The sequence below is a fragment of the Streptomyces sp. NPDC006925 genome (assembly GCF_042869575.1).
Taxonomy (GTDB): domain Bacteria; phylum Actinomycetota; class Actinomycetes; order Streptomycetales; family Streptomycetaceae; genus Streptomyces.
In genome coordinates, this window is record NZ_JBIAGB010000028.1 from 52502 (window position 1) to 68566 (window position 16065).

11 protein-coding genes are annotated in these 16065 nt (G+C 70.7%); 7 read left to right on the forward strand and 4 right to left on the reverse strand.

Going from position 1 to position 16065, the window contains the following annotated elements:
- The first annotated feature begins 69 nt into the window (after positions 1–69).
- The 5 genes from ACFYNS_RS27690 (at position 70) to ACFYNS_RS27710 (ending at position 4904) form a co-directional block, all read left to right on the forward strand.
- On the forward strand, positions 70–240 hold the full coding sequence (locus tag ACFYNS_RS27690) for a hypothetical protein (RefSeq protein WP_360300940.1): 171 nt from the start codon (positions 70–72) through the stop codon (positions 238–240).
- A 98-nt stretch (positions 241–338) separates the two neighbouring features.
- Positions 339–749: a BlaI/MecI/CopY family transcriptional regulator gene (locus ACFYNS_RS27695; RefSeq protein WP_075002861.1), complete on the forward strand. Its 411-nt coding sequence runs from the start codon at positions 339–341 to the stop codon at positions 747–749.
- Between the two features lie 9 nt (positions 750–758).
- Positions 759–1283, forward strand: a complete 525-nt coding sequence (locus ACFYNS_RS27700) for an amino-acid N-acetyltransferase (protein WP_360300943.1) — start codon at positions 759–761, stop codon at positions 1281–1283.
- Between the two features lie 159 nt (positions 1284–1442).
- Positions 1443–1781: an Lsr2 family protein gene (locus ACFYNS_RS27705; RefSeq protein WP_019355671.1), complete on the forward strand. Its 339-nt coding sequence runs from the start codon at positions 1443–1445 to the stop codon at positions 1779–1781.
- 597 nt (positions 1782–2378) lie between these two features.
- Positions 2379–4904 carry an ATP-dependent Clp protease ATP-binding subunit gene (locus ACFYNS_RS27710; RefSeq protein WP_276478461.1) on the forward strand — a complete coding sequence of 842 codons (2526 nt, stop codon included), beginning with the start codon at positions 2379–2381 and terminating at the stop codon, positions 4902–4904.
- A gap of 188 nt (positions 4905–5092) precedes the next feature.
- Here the strand turns inward: ACFYNS_RS27710 and ACFYNS_RS27715 are convergent, their stop codons facing one another.
- A complete protein-coding gene (locus tag ACFYNS_RS27715) occupies positions 5093–7669 on the reverse strand; it encodes an NACHT domain-containing protein (protein ID WP_360300946.1) in 2577 nt (858 codons plus the stop codon).
- A 161-nt stretch (positions 7670–7830) separates the two neighbouring features.
- Positions 7831–11031, reverse strand: coding sequence for an NACHT domain-containing protein (locus ACFYNS_RS27720; protein WP_388605549.1), 3201 nt, complete (start codon positions 11029–11031; stop codon positions 7831–7833).
- 414 nt (positions 11032–11445) lie between these two features.
- On the opposite strand from ACFYNS_RS27720, the gene ACFYNS_RS27725 reads away from it, so the two are divergent.
- Complete coding sequence (locus ACFYNS_RS27725) at positions 11446–12183, forward strand: M23 family metallopeptidase (RefSeq protein ID WP_388605566.1); 738 nt, start codon at positions 11446–11448, stop codon at positions 12181–12183.
- A 114-nt stretch (positions 12184–12297) separates the two neighbouring features.
- Here the strand turns inward: ACFYNS_RS27725 and ACFYNS_RS27730 are convergent, their stop codons facing one another.
- Positions 12298–12906, reverse strand: coding sequence for a TetR/AcrR family transcriptional regulator (locus ACFYNS_RS27730; protein ID WP_360298969.1), 609 nt, complete (start codon positions 12904–12906; stop codon positions 12298–12300).
- Between the two features lie 110 nt (positions 12907–13016).
- On the opposite strand from ACFYNS_RS27730, the gene ACFYNS_RS27735 reads away from it, so the two are divergent.
- The gene (locus ACFYNS_RS27735; RefSeq protein ID WP_388605550.1) at positions 13017–14759 is read left to right on the forward strand and encodes an MDR family MFS transporter; all 1743 of its coding nucleotides are present in this window, start codon (positions 13017–13019) and stop codon (positions 14757–14759) included.
- Positions 14760–14989: 230 nt separating this feature from the next.
- On the opposite strand, the gene ACFYNS_RS27740 is transcribed toward ACFYNS_RS27735, so the two are convergent.
- Positions 14990–15961, reverse strand: a complete 972-nt coding sequence (locus ACFYNS_RS27740) for an A/G-specific adenine glycosylase (protein ID WP_075002867.1) — start codon at positions 15959–15961, stop codon at positions 14990–14992.
- Positions 15962–16065: the final 104 nt, after the last annotated feature.

The following is a 16065-nucleotide window of genomic DNA, read 5'->3' on the forward strand; positions in this document are numbered from 1 at the left end:
CCGCCCTGCCGGTCCGGCCGCGGGGGGCGGCGTTACCCTGGGGGCTCCGTTCACCGAGGAGGCCCTGGCATGGACTACGTCGCCGCACTGACCCCGCCGCTCGTGATGGCGGTGGCCTTCACGGCGCTCATCGTGACGATCGTCAAGACCCAGGGCGGCGCGAACAAGGCGAAGGAGGACGGCATCGTCGACGCCGCCGCCGCGCGCGCCGAGGCGGCCGGGCACCAGCGCCGGAACTGACCCGGGGTACCCGCCGCACCGGACTCCGGGCTCCGGTGCACCCCGCCCACCGTCCGGGTAATTTCCTCGATTCGGACATTTTCCACTATTGTTCTTCTGTGCCGAGGCCATTGGGAGAGCTGGAAGACGCCGTGATGACCCGGGTGTGGCGCTGGAACCGCCCGGTCACCGTGCGGGAAGTCCTCGAAGATCTCCAGAAGGAACGCACCGTCGCGTACACGACGGTGATGACCGTAATGGACAACCTGCGCCAGAAGGGCTGGCTGCGCCGGGACCAAGAAGGCCGCGCCTATCGTTATGCAGCCGTCTCCACCCGGGCCGCATACTCGGCCGCTCTCATGCATGAGGCGTGGTCGGCCAGTGACAACCCCGCCGCCGCTCTTGTCGACTTCTTCGGGATGATGTCCCCGGAACAGGCCGAGGTGTTGCGGACCGCCTTGCGAGTCGCACATCTGAACGGTGTCCATCTCGATCCCCCCGCTGCGGGCGGCGAGACCGAGGGTCGATAGCGTCCGTTCATGACAGAACGCGCACCGCTATCCGAGATCACCATCCGCAGGGCCCGCACGGCCGATGTCCCGGCGGTGCGCCAGCTGCTCGACGCCTACTCGCGTGACCGCATCCTGCTCGACAAAGCCACCGTGACCCTTTACGAGGACATCCAGGAGTTCTGGGTGGCGGAACGGGACGCGGACGCGGAAGTCGTGGGCTGCGGCGCGCTGCACGTCATGTGGGAAGACCTCGCGGAGGTCCGGACTCTGGCCGTGGACCGGTCCCGGCGCGGAACCGGCGTCGGACATCTGCTGCTGGAGAAGCTCCTGCGCACCGCCCGCTGGATCGGGGTGCGGCGCATTTTCTGCCTCACCTTCGAAGTCGAGTTCTTCGCCAAGCACGGCTTCATGGAGATCGGCGAGGCCCCGGTGGACGGGGATGTCTACAGCGAGCTGCTGCGTTCCCCCGACGAGGGTGTGGCCGAGTTCCTGGGTCTCGAACGGGTGAAGCCCAACACCTTGGGCAACAGCCGGATGCTGCTGCATCTGTGAACCGGGGGCGAAGGCCCGCCACTATGTCCGAAAGATCCCGCCAATCCCAGCGGAGCCGCCGGGCAAACTCGGCACAGGGTTTGTGTTTCCCAGAGAAAAGCGGTTTGCTTTCCACGTCGGTATCTGTAATCCGTTATCCAGGACGAATGGGAGTATCAGGTGGCACAGAAGGTTCAGGTTCTTCTTGTCGACGACCTCGAGGGCGGCGAGGCGGACGAGACGGTGACGTTCGCGCTGGACGGTAAGTCCTACGAGATCGACCTCACGACCGCTAATGCGGACAAGCTCCGATCCGCGCTGGAGCCCTATCTGAAGGGCGGTCGGCGCACCGGCGGCCGTTCCTCGCGCGGAAAGGGGAGCCGCTCGGGATCGGGTTCCAGCAGCAGCCAGGACACCGCGAAGATCCGCGCGTGGGCCAAGGAGCAGGGGTACGAGGTCAATGACCGCGGTCGTGTTCCGGCCAGCATTCGCGAGGCGTACGAGAAGGCCAACGGCTGAGGCGTTCCGGCTCACGGGCCGACCCTGACCCCGATGGCCGTCCCGGTTCGGGAGGCCCCCTCGCGGCGGCCTCCCCAGGGGCCGGCCGACCGCCGGTCGGCGGGTCCCGTCGCGCACCGGTCCTGTCACGCGCTGCTGTGCCGCGTCACTCGGTGTGCCCGCTCCTACGGTGTCCACGGAAAGGGCACCCGCCTGTTCGCCCTCAGCGGATGCGGGGTGCCGTATCCGACGGAAGCCGCATGGACTGTCACACCGAGCGGGTAAGAAGGCTCTGACAGCCAGGAAGCCCCAGGTGGCGGCGGCGGATCGGGGGTGCTGAGTGACAGGTGCCACCGCACGGCCAGGGTGCCGGTGCGGAGGTGTTCGCCTTCGGCGTAGTGGATCCAGGTGAATACGCCTGGCCTGCGGGAACATCGTCTCGCACCATCGGGTTGGAACTGGTGTCGGCTGTCCGGGCAGGAGGCGCATGATCGACCGGGTCGACCGGGCCGCAGTCGGCAGTTGGAATGAGCGGTCCCCCGTTGCGGGACTAAGCTGCGGAAGGACAGCGAGGGGAGCGTCCCCTCACTGCCTGACCGCTCTGAGGAGCGATTAACGATGTTCGAGAGGTTCACCGACCGCGCGCGGCGGGTTGTCGTCCTGGCTCAGGAAGAAGCCCGGATGCTCAACCACAACTACATCGGCACCGAGCACATCCTTCTGGGCCTGATCCACGAGGGTGAGGGTGTCGCCGCTAAGGCACTGGAGAGCCTCGGGATCTCGCTTGAGGCTGTCCGCCAGCAGGTGGAGGAGATCATCGGACAGGGCCAGCAGGCGCCGTCCGGCCACATCCCCTTCACTCCTCGTGCCAAGAAGGTGCTGGAGCTGTCGCTCCGCGAAGCCCTTCAGCTCGGCCACAACTACATCGGTACCGAGCACATCCTGCTGGGGCTGATCCGCGAGGGCGAGGGTGTCGCAGCCCAGGTTCTCGTCAAGCTGGGCGCCGACCTGAACAGGGTGCGCCAGCAGGTGATCCAGCTCCTGTCCGGTTACTCCGGTGGCAAGGAAGCCGCCACGGCCGGCGGACCCGCCGAGGGCACGCCGTCCACCTCGCTGGTGCTGGACCAGTTCGGCCGCAATCTCACGCAGGCCGCCCGCGAGTCCAAGCTCGACCCGGTCATCGGGCGCGAGAAGGAGATCGAGCGGGTCATGCAGGTCCTGTCCCGCCGTACGAAGAACAACCCCGTGCTCATCGGTGAGCCCGGCGTCGGCAAGACCGCCGTCGTCGAGGGGCTGGCGCAGGCCATCGTCAAGGGCGAGGTGCCCGAGACCCTCAAGGACAAGCACCTCTACACCCTCGACCTGGGCGCGCTGGTCGCCGGCTCCCGCTACCGGGGCGACTTCGAGGAGCGCCTGAAGAAGGTGCTCAAGGAGATCCGTACGCGCGGCGACATCATCCTGTTCATCGACGAGCTGCACACCCTGGTCGGCGCGGGCGCCGCCGAGGGCGCCATCGACGCGGCGAGCATCCTCAAGCCGATGCTGGCCCGCGGCGAGCTGCAGACCATCGGTGCCACCACGCTGGACGAGTACCGCAAGTACCTGGAGAAGGACGCCGCCCTCGAGCGCCGCTTCCAGCCCATCCAGGTCGCGGAGCCGTCGCTGCCGCACACCATCGAGATCCTCAAGGGCCTGCGCGACCGGTACGAGGCGCACCACCGCGTCTCGATCACCGACGCAGCCCTGGTCGGTGCGGCCACCCTCGCCGACCGCTACATCTCGGACCGCTACCTGCCCGACAAGGCGATCGACCTGATCGACGAGGCGGGCTCCCGGATGCGCATCCGCCGGATGACCGCTCCGCCGGACCTGCGCGAGTTCGACGAGAAGATCGCGAACGTGCGCCGGGACAAGGAGTCCGCGATCGACTCGCAGGACTTCGAGAAGGCCGCCTCCCTCCGTGACACGGAGAAGCAGCTGCTGGCCGAGAAGGCCAAGCGGGAGAAGGAGTGGAAGGCCGGCGACATGGACGTCGTCGCCGAGGTGGACGAGGAGCTGATCGCCGAGGTCCTGGCCACGGCCACCGGCATCCCGGTCTTCAAGCTCACCGAGGAGGAGTCCAGCCGGCTCCTGCGCATGGAGGACGAGCTGCACAAGCGCGTCATCGGCCAGGAAGACGCCATCAAGGCGCTCTCCCAGGCGATCCGGCGCACCCGTGCGGGCCTGAAGGACCCCAAGCGCCCCGGTGGCTCGTTCATCTTCGCCGGTCCCTCCGGCGTGGGTAAGACGGAGCTGTCCAAGACGCTGGCCGAGTTCCTGTTCGGGGACGAGGAGGCGCTGATCTCCCTCGACATGTCGGAGTTCGGCGAGAAGCACACCGTCTCGCGGCTCTTCGGCTCCCCGCCCGGCTACGTCGGCTACGAGGAGGGCGGCCAGCTCACCGAGAAGGTGCGCCGCAAGCCGTTCTCCGTGGTCCTTTTCGACGAGGTCGAGAAGGCCCACCCGGACATCTTCAACTCGCTGCTGCAGATCCTGGAGGACGGTCGGCTGACCGACTCCCAGGGCCGGGTCGTGGACTTCAAGAACACGGTCATCATCATGACGACCAACCTCGGCACCCGGGACATCTCCAAGGGCTTCAACCTCGGCTTCACCGCCCAGGGCGACGTCCGCGCGGGATACGAGCGGATGAAGGCGAAGGTCAACGACGAGCTCAAGCAGCACTTCCGGCCGGAGTTCCTCAACCGTGTCGACGACACCGTCGTCTTCCACCAGCTCACGCAGGACGACATCATCCGCATCGTCGACCTGATGATCTCGCAGGTGGACGAGCGGCTGAAGGACCGCGACATGGGCATCGAGCTGAGCACCGAGGCCAAGGAGCTGCTCGCCGAGAAGGGCTACGACCCGGTGATGGGCGCCCGGCCGCTGCGCCGGACGATCCAGCGCCAGATCGAGGACATCCTGTCGGAGAAGATCCTCTTCGGCGAGCTGCGGCCCGGTCACATCGTGGTCGTGGACACCGAGGGCGAGGGCGAGGGGAAGACCTTCACCTTCCGCGGCGAGGAGAAGTCCGCACTGCCGGACGCTCCTCCGGTGGAGTCCGCCGCGGGCGGCGGACCCAACCTCAGCAAGGAGGCGTGACGCCGCAGGGCTAGCACGCCGGAACATCCGAGTGGGGACCGACCTGTCATGGGTCGGTCCCCACCGGTGTTTCCGGCCCGGCCCGGCCCGGCGCGGCCCGGTGTTCGGGCCGTCCGCCGGCGGGGCGCTCAGGACCGCTAAGGCCCCAGGCCCCCCAGGGCCCCAAGCCCCCCAGGGCCCCAAGCCCCTCAGGACAGGATGCGGATCCCGTCGGGCACCCCGCTGACCCGGGGCAGCCGCGGATTGACGCGGAGGGTCGTCAGGTGCGGGAAGGCCGCGAGCCACCCCATCGGCACGCCCAGGTCGTAGGCGAGCCACAGATGGGTGAGCTGCTCGTGGGCGAGCCCCTCCAGCAGCTCGTCGGGGGTGAGCGGCCCGACGATCTGCACCCGCGCCCGCCCGCCCAGCTTCCGCAGCGCCGCCAGCTCGAAGCGGTCGGAGACCGGGAAGTACAACCCCTCCGGGTCGAGGTGCGCGATGATCTCCTCGGCGTACCGGTCGGTGTCGAAGTTCCGCCAGCCGCGGGCCAGCTCGGCGCGCAGCTCCAGCGAAGCGCGGTTCCGCAGCTGGGCGAGGTAGTGGATGGCCGCGTCGTCGTTGATCCGGGTGGTGGTCACGGCGAGCCGGTGCGCCTCCCGGTCGGGAACGGTGCCGGGGTCCGGCAGCATCTCCAGCACGATGGGCCCCACCCATCCCAGACTGCGGGCGCCCTCCAGGGTGGTGGGCCGCACCATGTTGCGGGTCTCGCGGCGGATACGGGCGTGGGTCTCCGGGTCCAGCTCCGTCACATGCTCCAGGCAGGCGGCCGCCAGCAGCCGCCGCCGGTTGCGCTGCATGCCCTTGCGGCCGGGCGCCAGCAGCCCGCCCAGCAGCCGTGCGCACTCGGCGGGGCGGGAGTGCGCGACGGCCATCCGGATGACCTCCTCCCACTCGGTCTCGTGCGCGTGGTCGAGCAGCATGTCGAAGGCGCCCTGCTCGACGGACTCCTTGGCGGCGAGGTAGTCCTGCACGGTGCGGTGCACGAACTCGACCGAGTGGTCGGACTGTTCGCGCAGCAGCCCGGTACGCAGCAGCAGGTGGTTGAAGATGTCCTCTGGCTGCCCCTGGCCGGAGGTGGAGGGGATGGCGGGGAGCTGCCGGGCGATCTCCTCCAGCGCCTCCTCCATGGTCAGTTCGGCCCGTCGGGCGACCAGCATCCGGTAGGCGAGCTTGCGCAGCAGCCGTTCGCGGGCGCCGCGCCGCAGTTTCACGGCGTCGGCGTACAGGACGCGGCGCTCGGGGTCGCGGCGCTGCAGGAGCATCTCCATCGCGGCCTCGTACAGCTCCTTGCGCCCCTGCGGCAGCGAGCCGGACCGGTCCCGGTTGAGGGCGCAGATCAGCCCGCACATCAGCGGGTTGGTCGCCAGGCCGCGCAGTTCGCGGTAGAGCGGGATGGAGGAGAGGAGCTGGTCGCGGTAGTCGGCCAGCCGCTGGTGGTCCTTGCCCTCGTCGTCGGCGGCCGCCGTGTGCCAGGCGGTGATGAAGGAGGCCACCTGGTCGCGGCTCATGGGCGCCAGCGCCAGTTCGTCGAAGCCCTCGTCGGCCAGCCAGTTCGCCTCCACGGCCGAGGGGCGCGCGGTCACCAGGCAGAAGTTTCCCGAGTAGATCCGCATCAGGCGGCGCAGCTGGTGCCGCAGCGCTGCCCGCTCGGACTCGGGCACCTCGTCGATGCCGTCGACCAACAGCAGCCCCCGCTCCTCGGTGAGGACCCGGGCCACCCAGCCGTCGGGCGCCTCGTCGGCCAGCGGATGGCGCACGGCCCGCAGGAAGTCCTCCGGGGAGGGGAATCCCTCGCGCGCGAACCGGCGCACCGGCAGCACCAGCGGGATCCGGCCGCGCAGCGAGGCCAGTTCGGGCGGCAGCACGTCGCGGGCCGCGGAGACGGCCAGCCACTGCACGAGCGTTGTCTTGCCCGATCCGGCCACACCGCGCAGCAGCACCCGCTCGTGGCCGCCCAGCGCGCGGTCGGCGGGGAGCACCGGTTCGCCGCTGCCCCCGTCCTCCTCGCGCCGGTCCGGGTTGTCGAACTCGGCGCTGAGGCTGAGGTAGGTGGCGTCCAGCGACCAGTTGTCCGGGGTGTTGGGGTTGGGCAGATCTATGCCGTAGATGGTCACCCGGTTGTACTGCTCGGCAATGGAACGGGCGTAGCGGGCCTCGAACTCGGCGTCCACGGCGGAGGGCTCCGGTCGGCCCCGTACGGCCTCCACATCGTTCAGGTCGATCAGCTGGCGGATGCGGTGGGCGCGTTCCGGCATGCGGTCGGAGAGGACGGGGGAGCGGCGGATGAGGTGGTGCAGCAGGTGCAGGCAGACGGTGACCAGGAGCCGGTCGTGGAACCAGGCCGCGTCCGTGGACAGTTCGCGGTCGGCGCCCGGGAGCGCGGAGCGCAGCTTGCGGGCGAAGTCCTGCGGCCCCAGCCGGACCGCCTGCTCATCGGTGGTGTCGAGCTCTCCGATGATCCACAGGGTGCGGGCGAGTATCGCGGCGACGGGCCCCTCGTCCAGGTGCGGCAGCCGGTGGGCGGGTGCGGCGAGGCCCACCAGTTCCCGGGCGAGTGAGAGCAGCGCCTCGTAGGACAGCGGCGGGTTCTCCCCGCGGAAGGAGACGAGCCGCGCCAGCAGCTCCCCCTCGGACTGGGCCTGGTCTGGGGTGGCCTCCACGGGGAGCAGAAGCTGACACACGAGAGGGTCGGCGACGGACGAGGCGAGTCGGACTGCTGGGTCCATGGATGAGGGCTCCCTGACGGGGGCGGTGCGGGGCGGGTGTGGGTGTGGTGTGGGGTGAGGGGCGAGGTGGCGGTTCCCGGATCGGTTTCTGGTGGTCGTCTGTTGACTGGTTGAGAACCAGCGTAGGCCGTCCGTGTGGTGCCGGTCACCCTGCGTTTGCGTCAGGGTTGGGCCCGCCTCCGCCGGGGGTCGGGGATGGTGGTGACCTCGATGTGCGAGGGGAGGTGGTGGGCGATCGCTGGGTTCTCGGGGAGGACCAGCGTCACCTCTTCGAGTCGGGAGAGTGCTGCCAGCGGTGCGAGGTCGAGGGACGCACGCGCCTGTGTCAGCTGGAGCCTGCGCAGGCCGGGGAAGCACTCGGGCAGCACGCCCAGGTCGAACGGGACATTGCTGACCACCTGCATCTGTGTCACCTGCGGCAGTGGAGTCCGGCTCCAACTGATGTTGTCCAGGTGGTGCGGCTCGCAGGTGAGCTCTTCGAACCCGGGCAGTTCGGCGAGTTCGGACCAGTCCTCGGGCGGCAGTGGATGCGCGGTCATGAAGACGTTCAGCGTCTTGAGACCGCGGAGGCGGGATATCCCGGTGAACGTCTCCGCGTCCTCCGGGAGGAGCAGCGTGGTCAGCTCGGAGAGATGAGCGATGTGGGAGACGCCCGGCCAAGGGGTGCTCTCCCGCAGACACAGCTGGCGGAGGCCGGTGAGCGCCTCGATCCCCTCCAGCTGCGCGAGCGACTGCACGTCCCACAAGTACAGGACTTCCAGGGGCAGCGCGGCCAGCGGAGCGAGGTCCGCCACCGGGCATTCACGGAGGTGGAGCGTGCGCAGGTGCGGGAAGGACTGGACGAAGTCCAGCCGGCTCAGTGCGGGGTTGCGCGCGAGGGTGAGCTCGACCAGCTCCGTGCCCGAGCCATGGGCCTGGATGATGTCGTCGACGGAGAACTCGCCACGGACGCGTGAGTTCGTCCGCTCGCCCAGCCTGCGCAGCCACGCCAGATGCTGTGGCGTGCTCGCCGTGACCTGTACCTCGGGCCGGTCGGGAAGGTGGGCGATGATCTGCTGCGCGTAGGCGTCCGCGTCGAAACGGTCCCAGTGGCCGGCCAGCTGATGCAGCACGGCGGAGGACGGGTGGTCACGGAACCGGGTCAGGAGTGCGAGCGCGGCGTCGGTGCCGAGTTGGGCCGCGGTGTGGGCCACGGCCTGGGCTTCGTGAGCCTTCAGACTCTCCGGTCCCGGCAGCAGCTCGAGCACCACCGGGCCGACCTCGGCGAGCTTCTTCGCCTCGTCGACGCTCTGCGGCGGAATCAGTTCCCTGGCGCGCTCTTCCACCTCGCCCCGCACGGCCGGGTCCAGCTTCGTGGCGTGTTCCAGGCACGCCGTCGCCAGCAGGTGCAACCGGGTCCGCCACTCCGGCTCCGTGTCCCCCCGCTCGACCAGGCCCCGCAACAGGCGGGCCCGCTCGTCGGGGCGGGCGTGCGCGACGGCCATCCGCAGCACGTCCTCCCACTGGTCCAGGTGCGCGTTCTGCACCAGTACGCCGAAGTCGCGCTCCTCCACGGCAGCCTTGGCTCCCAGATAGTCCTGGAAGGTCCGGTGGACGAAATCCACGGCCCCGGGCCCCGGCTCGCGCAGCAGGCCGGAGCGCACGAGCAGAAAGCGGAAGATCGCCGTCGCCGAGCCCTGGTCGGCGACGTACGGCATGGCCGGCAGCATCCGCTCCACCAGGCCGACCGCGTCGCTCTGCGCCATCTCGGAGCGGCCGTTGCGAATCAGCCAGTAGGCGAGCTTCTGCAGAAGCTCCACCTGGGACGCCTCGTCCAGTTCGACGCCGGCCGGATGTGCGGCGTAGACGGCGCGCTCCCGGTCGCGCCGCTCCAGCAGCATTGCCAGCGCGGCGTCGTAGAGGGCCTTGCGGCCCCGGGGCAGGAAGCCGTGCCGTTCCCGGTGGAGGGCGCAGATCAGACCGCACATCAGGGGGTTGGTGGCCAGCAGGGACAGGTCGGAGCGGGTGCGTACGGCCGCACGCAACGCGGCCGCCAGTTCCTCGTCCGCCTCCGCCGCCGCGTGCCAGCGGCCGATGAACAGGCCGACGTCGGCGGGGCGCATGGGGGAGAGGGAGAGTTCGCTGAAATCCTCCCGGCCCAGCCAGTCCTCCCGTACGGCGGAGGGGCGCGAGGTCACCAGGACGAGGTTGTCCGGGTACGCGATCGTCAGGTCGCGCAGCCAGGCGTGGGCGCGGTCGCGCTCCTGCTCCGGTACCTCGTCGATGCCGTCGATCAGCAGCACCCCGCGCCCGGCCGCCAGCACGCGGTCGGCCCAGGCGTGCGGCTGTGCTCCGGCCAGCGGGCAGCCGACGCCGGACAGGAAGTCGGCGGGTGTCGGCAGCGCCGCCGTACCACGCGTCAGAGTGCGCAGCGGCAGGACGAAGGGCACCCGGCCGATCAGGTGGGCGTGTCGTCCGGTCAGCTCGGACTGGCGTGCGGTGGTGACGGCGAGCCACTGGACGAGGGTGGTCTTCCCGGAGCCCGCCACACCGCGCAGCAGCACCCGCCGGTGTCCGGCAAGCGCCTGGTCGGCGGGGTGTGCCTCGGCAGTGGCGGAGGCCGCTGCCATGCCCTCCAGGTCGTCGAACGCGCCGGTACCCGGCCCGTCGGCCGTCGCCTCCAGGCTCAGATAGGCGGTGTCCAGCGGCCACTCGCTGGCCTGCTGGACGTCGATGCCGTAGATGGTGAGGGTGCGGTGCCGGTTGGCGACGTAGCGGGCGTACTGCTGCTCGAACCCGGCGTCCTGCGCGGACTGGGAGGGGACGCGCTCGATCAGGACGTCGATGAGGGTGACCAGGTCCCCGAGCCTGCGGCTCTGCTCGACCAGGGTGCGGGCCACGAAGGTGGAGCGCTGGGTGAGGAAGTGCAGGATGTGCAGGCAGGCCGTCTCCAGCACCCGCTGGTAGAGCGCCTCCTCCGCGGGGTCGGCGTCCCGCTGCGGGTCGTGCATGGCGGCCTGTGCGTGCAGGGCGCGGGCGAAGTCGGTGTGGCCGAGGCTGACCGCCTCCACGTCGCTCAGGCCGATGTCCCCGAGCGCGTGCAGCGTGTCGGCGAGCCGCTCCGCGACCCGCTCCGCCTCGCCGGGGGAGGGGGCCTCATGCGGTCCGATGTCCCGTACCGCCCGGTCGACCAGTTCCCCGGCGAGCTTCTCCAGCTGCTGCCGGCCCAGCTCCCGGCGCTCGCCCGTGAAGGAGACCAGCCGCGAGACGCGTACCGGCCGGTCCACCAGCCCGGCGCCCGCGCTCTCCGCGGTGAACAGCCGCTTGACCAGCGGTGCCAGCACGCTGGAGGCGATGCGCAGCCCGATGACCCCCGCGTCCATCCCCGACCCCCCCGTTCGGCGCTCGACTCCCCGCAGTACGGAGCCGCGTACGGCGAGCAAGCGTAGAGGGACCCGTGCGCCGCGTCGATGACGGCCCCCTCGCATCGCCGGGGCCTCCCGAGTGAGCGGGGCCATATGAGCCCGGCCACGTCCGGCGCGGGGCCGCCGTGAGGTGCGGCACAGGGCCGGACGGGGCTACGAGGCCGGTTAGGAGGCCGGGAGCCGCCGTGCGGGCCCGGCAGGTGCGCGGGACCCGGTGCGGCGCCGCGGAGTGACCTGGGTCTCTCATCCTGCTACGGGGCTGTTTAGTAGATGAGGTCCTTGATGTCCCTTTTCGGGCGGGTTACCAAGGGGGCGCGTCCGCTTCGAGGCGCACTCCACGAACCCCCTTCCGGAGGTAGCACCCCTATGGCGATGTCGAGGACCACCAACCGCGCCCGTACCTACACGACGGCGCTGGCCGTCGGAATGGGCGCGTCGATGGCCCTGGGGGCCGGCACGGCGCTGGCGGCCGCGAAGGCCGAGGCGAACACGGCCCAGCACGACATCTTCGCGACCGGCACGGCGAGCAGCCTCGCGAAGTCCACGCAGCAGCAGGCCGACGCGCATCGCAAGGCCGTCGCGGCCGCCGAGAAGGCCGAGAAGCGCGCCGCCGAGGCGAAGAAGCGCGCGGCCGAGGCGAAGAAGCGCGCGGCCCAGAAGGCGGCCCGGGACGCCGAGCGCCTGCAGGCGTCCTGGATCAAGCCGGTCGGCGGCGAGTACGAGCTGAGCGCCTCCTACGGCAAGGCGGGCGGCCGCTGGGCGCACAACCACTCCGGCCAGGACTTCGCCGTGGGCGTCGGCACCCCGGTCAAGGCCGTGCACAAGGGCACCGTCGTCAAGGCGGGGCCGAACGGGGCCGGTGACGGCCCGGCGTACGGCAACGCCATCGTGATCCGGCACGACAACGGTGCGTACTCGCAGTACGCGCACCTGTCGCAGATCGACGTCAAGCCCGGTCAGCAGATCAAGACCGGACAGAACATAGCCAAGTCCGGCAACACCGGGAACTCCTCGGGGCCGCACCTGCACTTCGAGGTCCGCAAGGGTCCGAACTACGGCACGGCGGTCGACCCGGTGGCGGCCATGCGGGCGGTCGGCGTCACCTTCTGACCCTCGCCTCCCGTGGCGCGGCCCGCTGCCCGACCCCCGGTCGGTGCCGTGCGGCCCGCGCCGCCCCAGGACGCTCCGGCCCAGGGGACGTGCCGGAGTCGGCAGCAGCGCCCGTCATCCGTGACGGGCGCTGCTCGTCTCCGTGTCGGGCCGCGGCGCCGGACCGTGGTGGTGGGCCGAGGTGACCAGCTCCCGGGCGACCTCCAGGGCGGCCTGGCGCTTCTCCTCGATGCCCGCGCCGGAACTCTCCAGCGTGAAGAGCGACGAGTGCATGGTGAACAGGGCCGAGCTGCAGCGCACCTGGTCGGTCAGGGCGGCGTCCTCGTCCCTGATCAGCTTCAGCAGGGTGAACATACGCGCCTTCATCTGCTCGCCCACGGACAGCTCGCGCAGCGCGGCCTGGTTCTCGTGGATGAACCGGACGAGGGGGGTGGCCTTGCTGATGCACTCGCTGTAGCGGTTGAGGATCTCCAGCTTCGTCTCCAGAGTGGTCGGCTGCCGCGCCTCGGCCCAGGCGATCACCTCGTCGGCCGGGCCCAGTACCAGGTCCTCGAAGAGGCTGGTGACCAGGTCCTCCTTGGTCTTGAAGTGGTAGTAGAGCGCGGCCTTGGTGACCCCGAGCTGCTCGGCGATCTCCCTGAGCGAGGTCTTCTCGTAACCGCGCTCAGCGAACAGCTCCAGGGCGATGTCCTGGATGCGCTGACGGGTGTTTCCCCTGCTCATGTCGGCCCCTTCGGAACTTACTTGACGCCCGGCTAGTGGCGCCCTACTTTGTCCATCGTACTGAACTAGCCGTGCGGCAAGTAAGTGGCGAGCAAAGGGAGTGGCCGCGCATGAGTGCGAGCAGCGCGACAAACGGGGCGAAACGGGGAACGGAGGATCTCCAGGTCAAGGAAGGGCCGAGTCCGGGCCAAGGAATCCCCAAGGCGGCCGAGGACGCGTCCGGGACGACTCCCGAGGCGACCCAGGACGCCGCCCCCGGGACCGAAGCCGCCCCGCTCGCGGCAGCGGCCACCGACGCGGAGGGCGCCGACGGCGCCGGCTCCGCCTCCGGCGCGGGGGCCGGAGGACGCAAACCGCGCAGCGTGCGCCTGGTCCTGCTCTCCCTGATGATCGCCGTCCTGCTCGCCATGCTGGACAACATGATCGTGGGTACGGCCATGCCCACCATCGTCGGCGAACTCGGCGGCCTCGAACACCTCTCCTGGGTCGTCACCGCCTACACCCTCACCACCGCGGCCTCGACGCCGATCTGGGGCAAGCTCGGCGACATGTTCGGGCGCAAGGGCGTCTTCCTCACCTCGATCGTGCTCTTCCTCATCGGCTCGATGGCCTCGGGCGCGGCCCAGACGATGGGCCAGCTCATCGGCTTCCGTGCCGTGCAGGGCCTGGGCGCGGGCGGGCTCATGGTCGGCGCCATGGCGATCATGGGCGATCTGATCCCGCCCCGCGAGCGCGGCAAGTACATGGGCCTGATGGCCGGGGTGATGTCCCTCGCCATGATCGGCGGCCCGCTCGTCGGCGGGACGCTCACCGACCACCTCGGATGGCGCTGGGCCTTCTACATCAACCTGCCGCTGGGCGCCATCGCGCTCGCCATGGTCGGCACCGTCCTGCACCTGCCGAAGAAGCCCGCCAAGGGCCGGATCGACTACCTCGGCGCCGGGCTGCTGACCGCCGGCATCACCTCGGCCGTGCTCGTCACGAGCTGGGGCGGCACCGAGTACGACTGGGACTCGGCCACCATCGTCGGCCTCGCGCTGCTCGCCGTGGTCGCGCTGGCCGCCTTCCCCTTCGTCGAGCGCCGGGTCGCCGAGCCGATCCTCCCGCTGCGGGTCTTCCACAGCCGGAACTTCTCGCTGATGGCCCTCATCGGCTTCGTGCTCGGCTTCGTGATGTTCGGCTCGATGACCTTCCTGCCGCTCTTCCAGCAGAGCGTGCAGGGCGCCTCGGCCACCAACTCCGGGCTGCTGCTGCTCCCCGTGCTGCTGCCGATGATGGTCGTCTCGGTGGTCACCGGCCGGGCCACCACCCGGACCGGCAGGTACCGCATGTACCCCATCATGGGCGGGGCGCTGATCCCGGTCGGCCTCTTCCTGCTGGCGCAGATGGACGTCGGCACCAGCAGGCTGACCTCCGGCCTCTACATGGCGGTGCTCGGCGCGGGCATGGGCTTCCTGATGCAGCTCACGATGCTCATCGCGCAGAACAGCGTCGAACTCAAGGACATGGGCGTCGCCTCCTCGACGACGACGCTCTTCCGCACCATCGGGGGCTCCTTCGGCGTGGCCCTGATGGGCACGGTCTTCGCCCGTAGGGTCGAGGACTCCATGCGGGAGAGCGCCGCGGCCTCCGGAGGGTCCGGCGGCGGGAAGCAGCTCGCCGACACCGGCCCCCAGCTCGACGCAGCCTCGCTGGAGAAGCTCCCGGCCCAGGTGCGGGAGGCGTACGAGCACGCGGTCGCCGGGGGCACCCACGGGGTCTTCCTGCTGGCCACCGGAGTCGCGCTGCTCACCTTCGTGGCCGCGTGGTTCATCAAGGAGGTCCCGCTCAAGGACGCGGAGGCCCAGAAGTAGGAGCCGGGGCGGCGCTCTCGCCCGCCCGCCCCCGCACTCCGCCGCCCGCCCCCGCGCAGGAGCCCGACCCGCGGGGGCGGCGTCGTGACGGTGTCCCCGCGGGTCGGGTGGAGCCCGGGGTCGCCTCGGGCGGCTCGGCCCACCCTCGTCGGCCAGGTCGGGCCAGGTCGGGCCAGGTCGGGCCAGGTCGGGCCAGGTCGGGCCAGGCCGGGTCGGCTCGGGCCAGCCGGTCAGGTGAGCGGCAGGCGGTAGCGCTTCCCGTCCAGCGGCTCGACCAACCCGTCGGCCACCAGTCCGTCCAGCGCCCGTGCGCGCTGGACCGGCTCGTGCCAGATGCGGTCGAGATCCGACTGCGGCACCGGCTCCTTGGCGGCCCGCAGCACCGCCAGCAGCCGTCCGCGCACCTGCCGGTCGGTCCCGGCGTACGCCTGGGTGCGCCGGGCGGGCCCCTGGTGGGCGGGGGCACCCGCGCGCTGCCAGGCGCACTGCGCGGCGATCGGGCAGCGACCGCACTCGGGGCTGCGTGCCGTGCACACCAGCGCGCCCAGCTCCATGGTGGCCGCCGCCCATCGCGAGGCCGTCTCGTCGTCTTCGGGCAACAGTGCCCGGGCGAGCTTCCGTTCGGCCGCGGTCGTCGCGTTGGGCGGGTACTGGCGGCCGCTGACGGCGCGCGCGAAGACCCGGCGCACATTGGTGTCGAGCACCGCATGCCGCTTGCCGTACGCGAACGACACCACGGCGGCCGCCGTGTACTCGCCCACGCCCGGCAGCGCCAGCAACTGGGCATGCTCGACGGGGACCTCTCCGCCGTGCCGTTCCGCTATGGCCTTGGCGGCGCCGTGCAGCCGCAGCGCACGGCGCGGGTAGCCGAGCCGGCCCCAGGCGCGTACGGCTTCGCCGGGCGCCTCGGCGGCCAGGTCGGCGGGGCGCGGCCAGCGCTTCATCCACTCCTCGTACACCGGCAGTACGCGGTTGACGGGGGTCTGCTGGAGCATGAACTCGCTGACCATGACGCCCCACGCGCCCGCTTCCGGGCGGCGCCAGGGGAGGTCGCGGGCGTGTGTGGCGAACCAGTCGACGACGGGGGCATGGAGGGCGCGCGCCGTCTCGCGCAGGGCGGGGTCGACGGCTTCGGATTCCGCGGCGCGCGCTGACGGGGCGCCGGCCGAAGCGGCTTGGGAAGTCTCGGTGGTCGCAGTCATGGCACGACCGATCCTGGCACGGCGTCCCTCATCCGAAAAACGCACACGCGGTACGAAAGCCTGTCCGCTGCTCCCGCCCGCGTGTCCGGCGTGTTTCGGGCGCG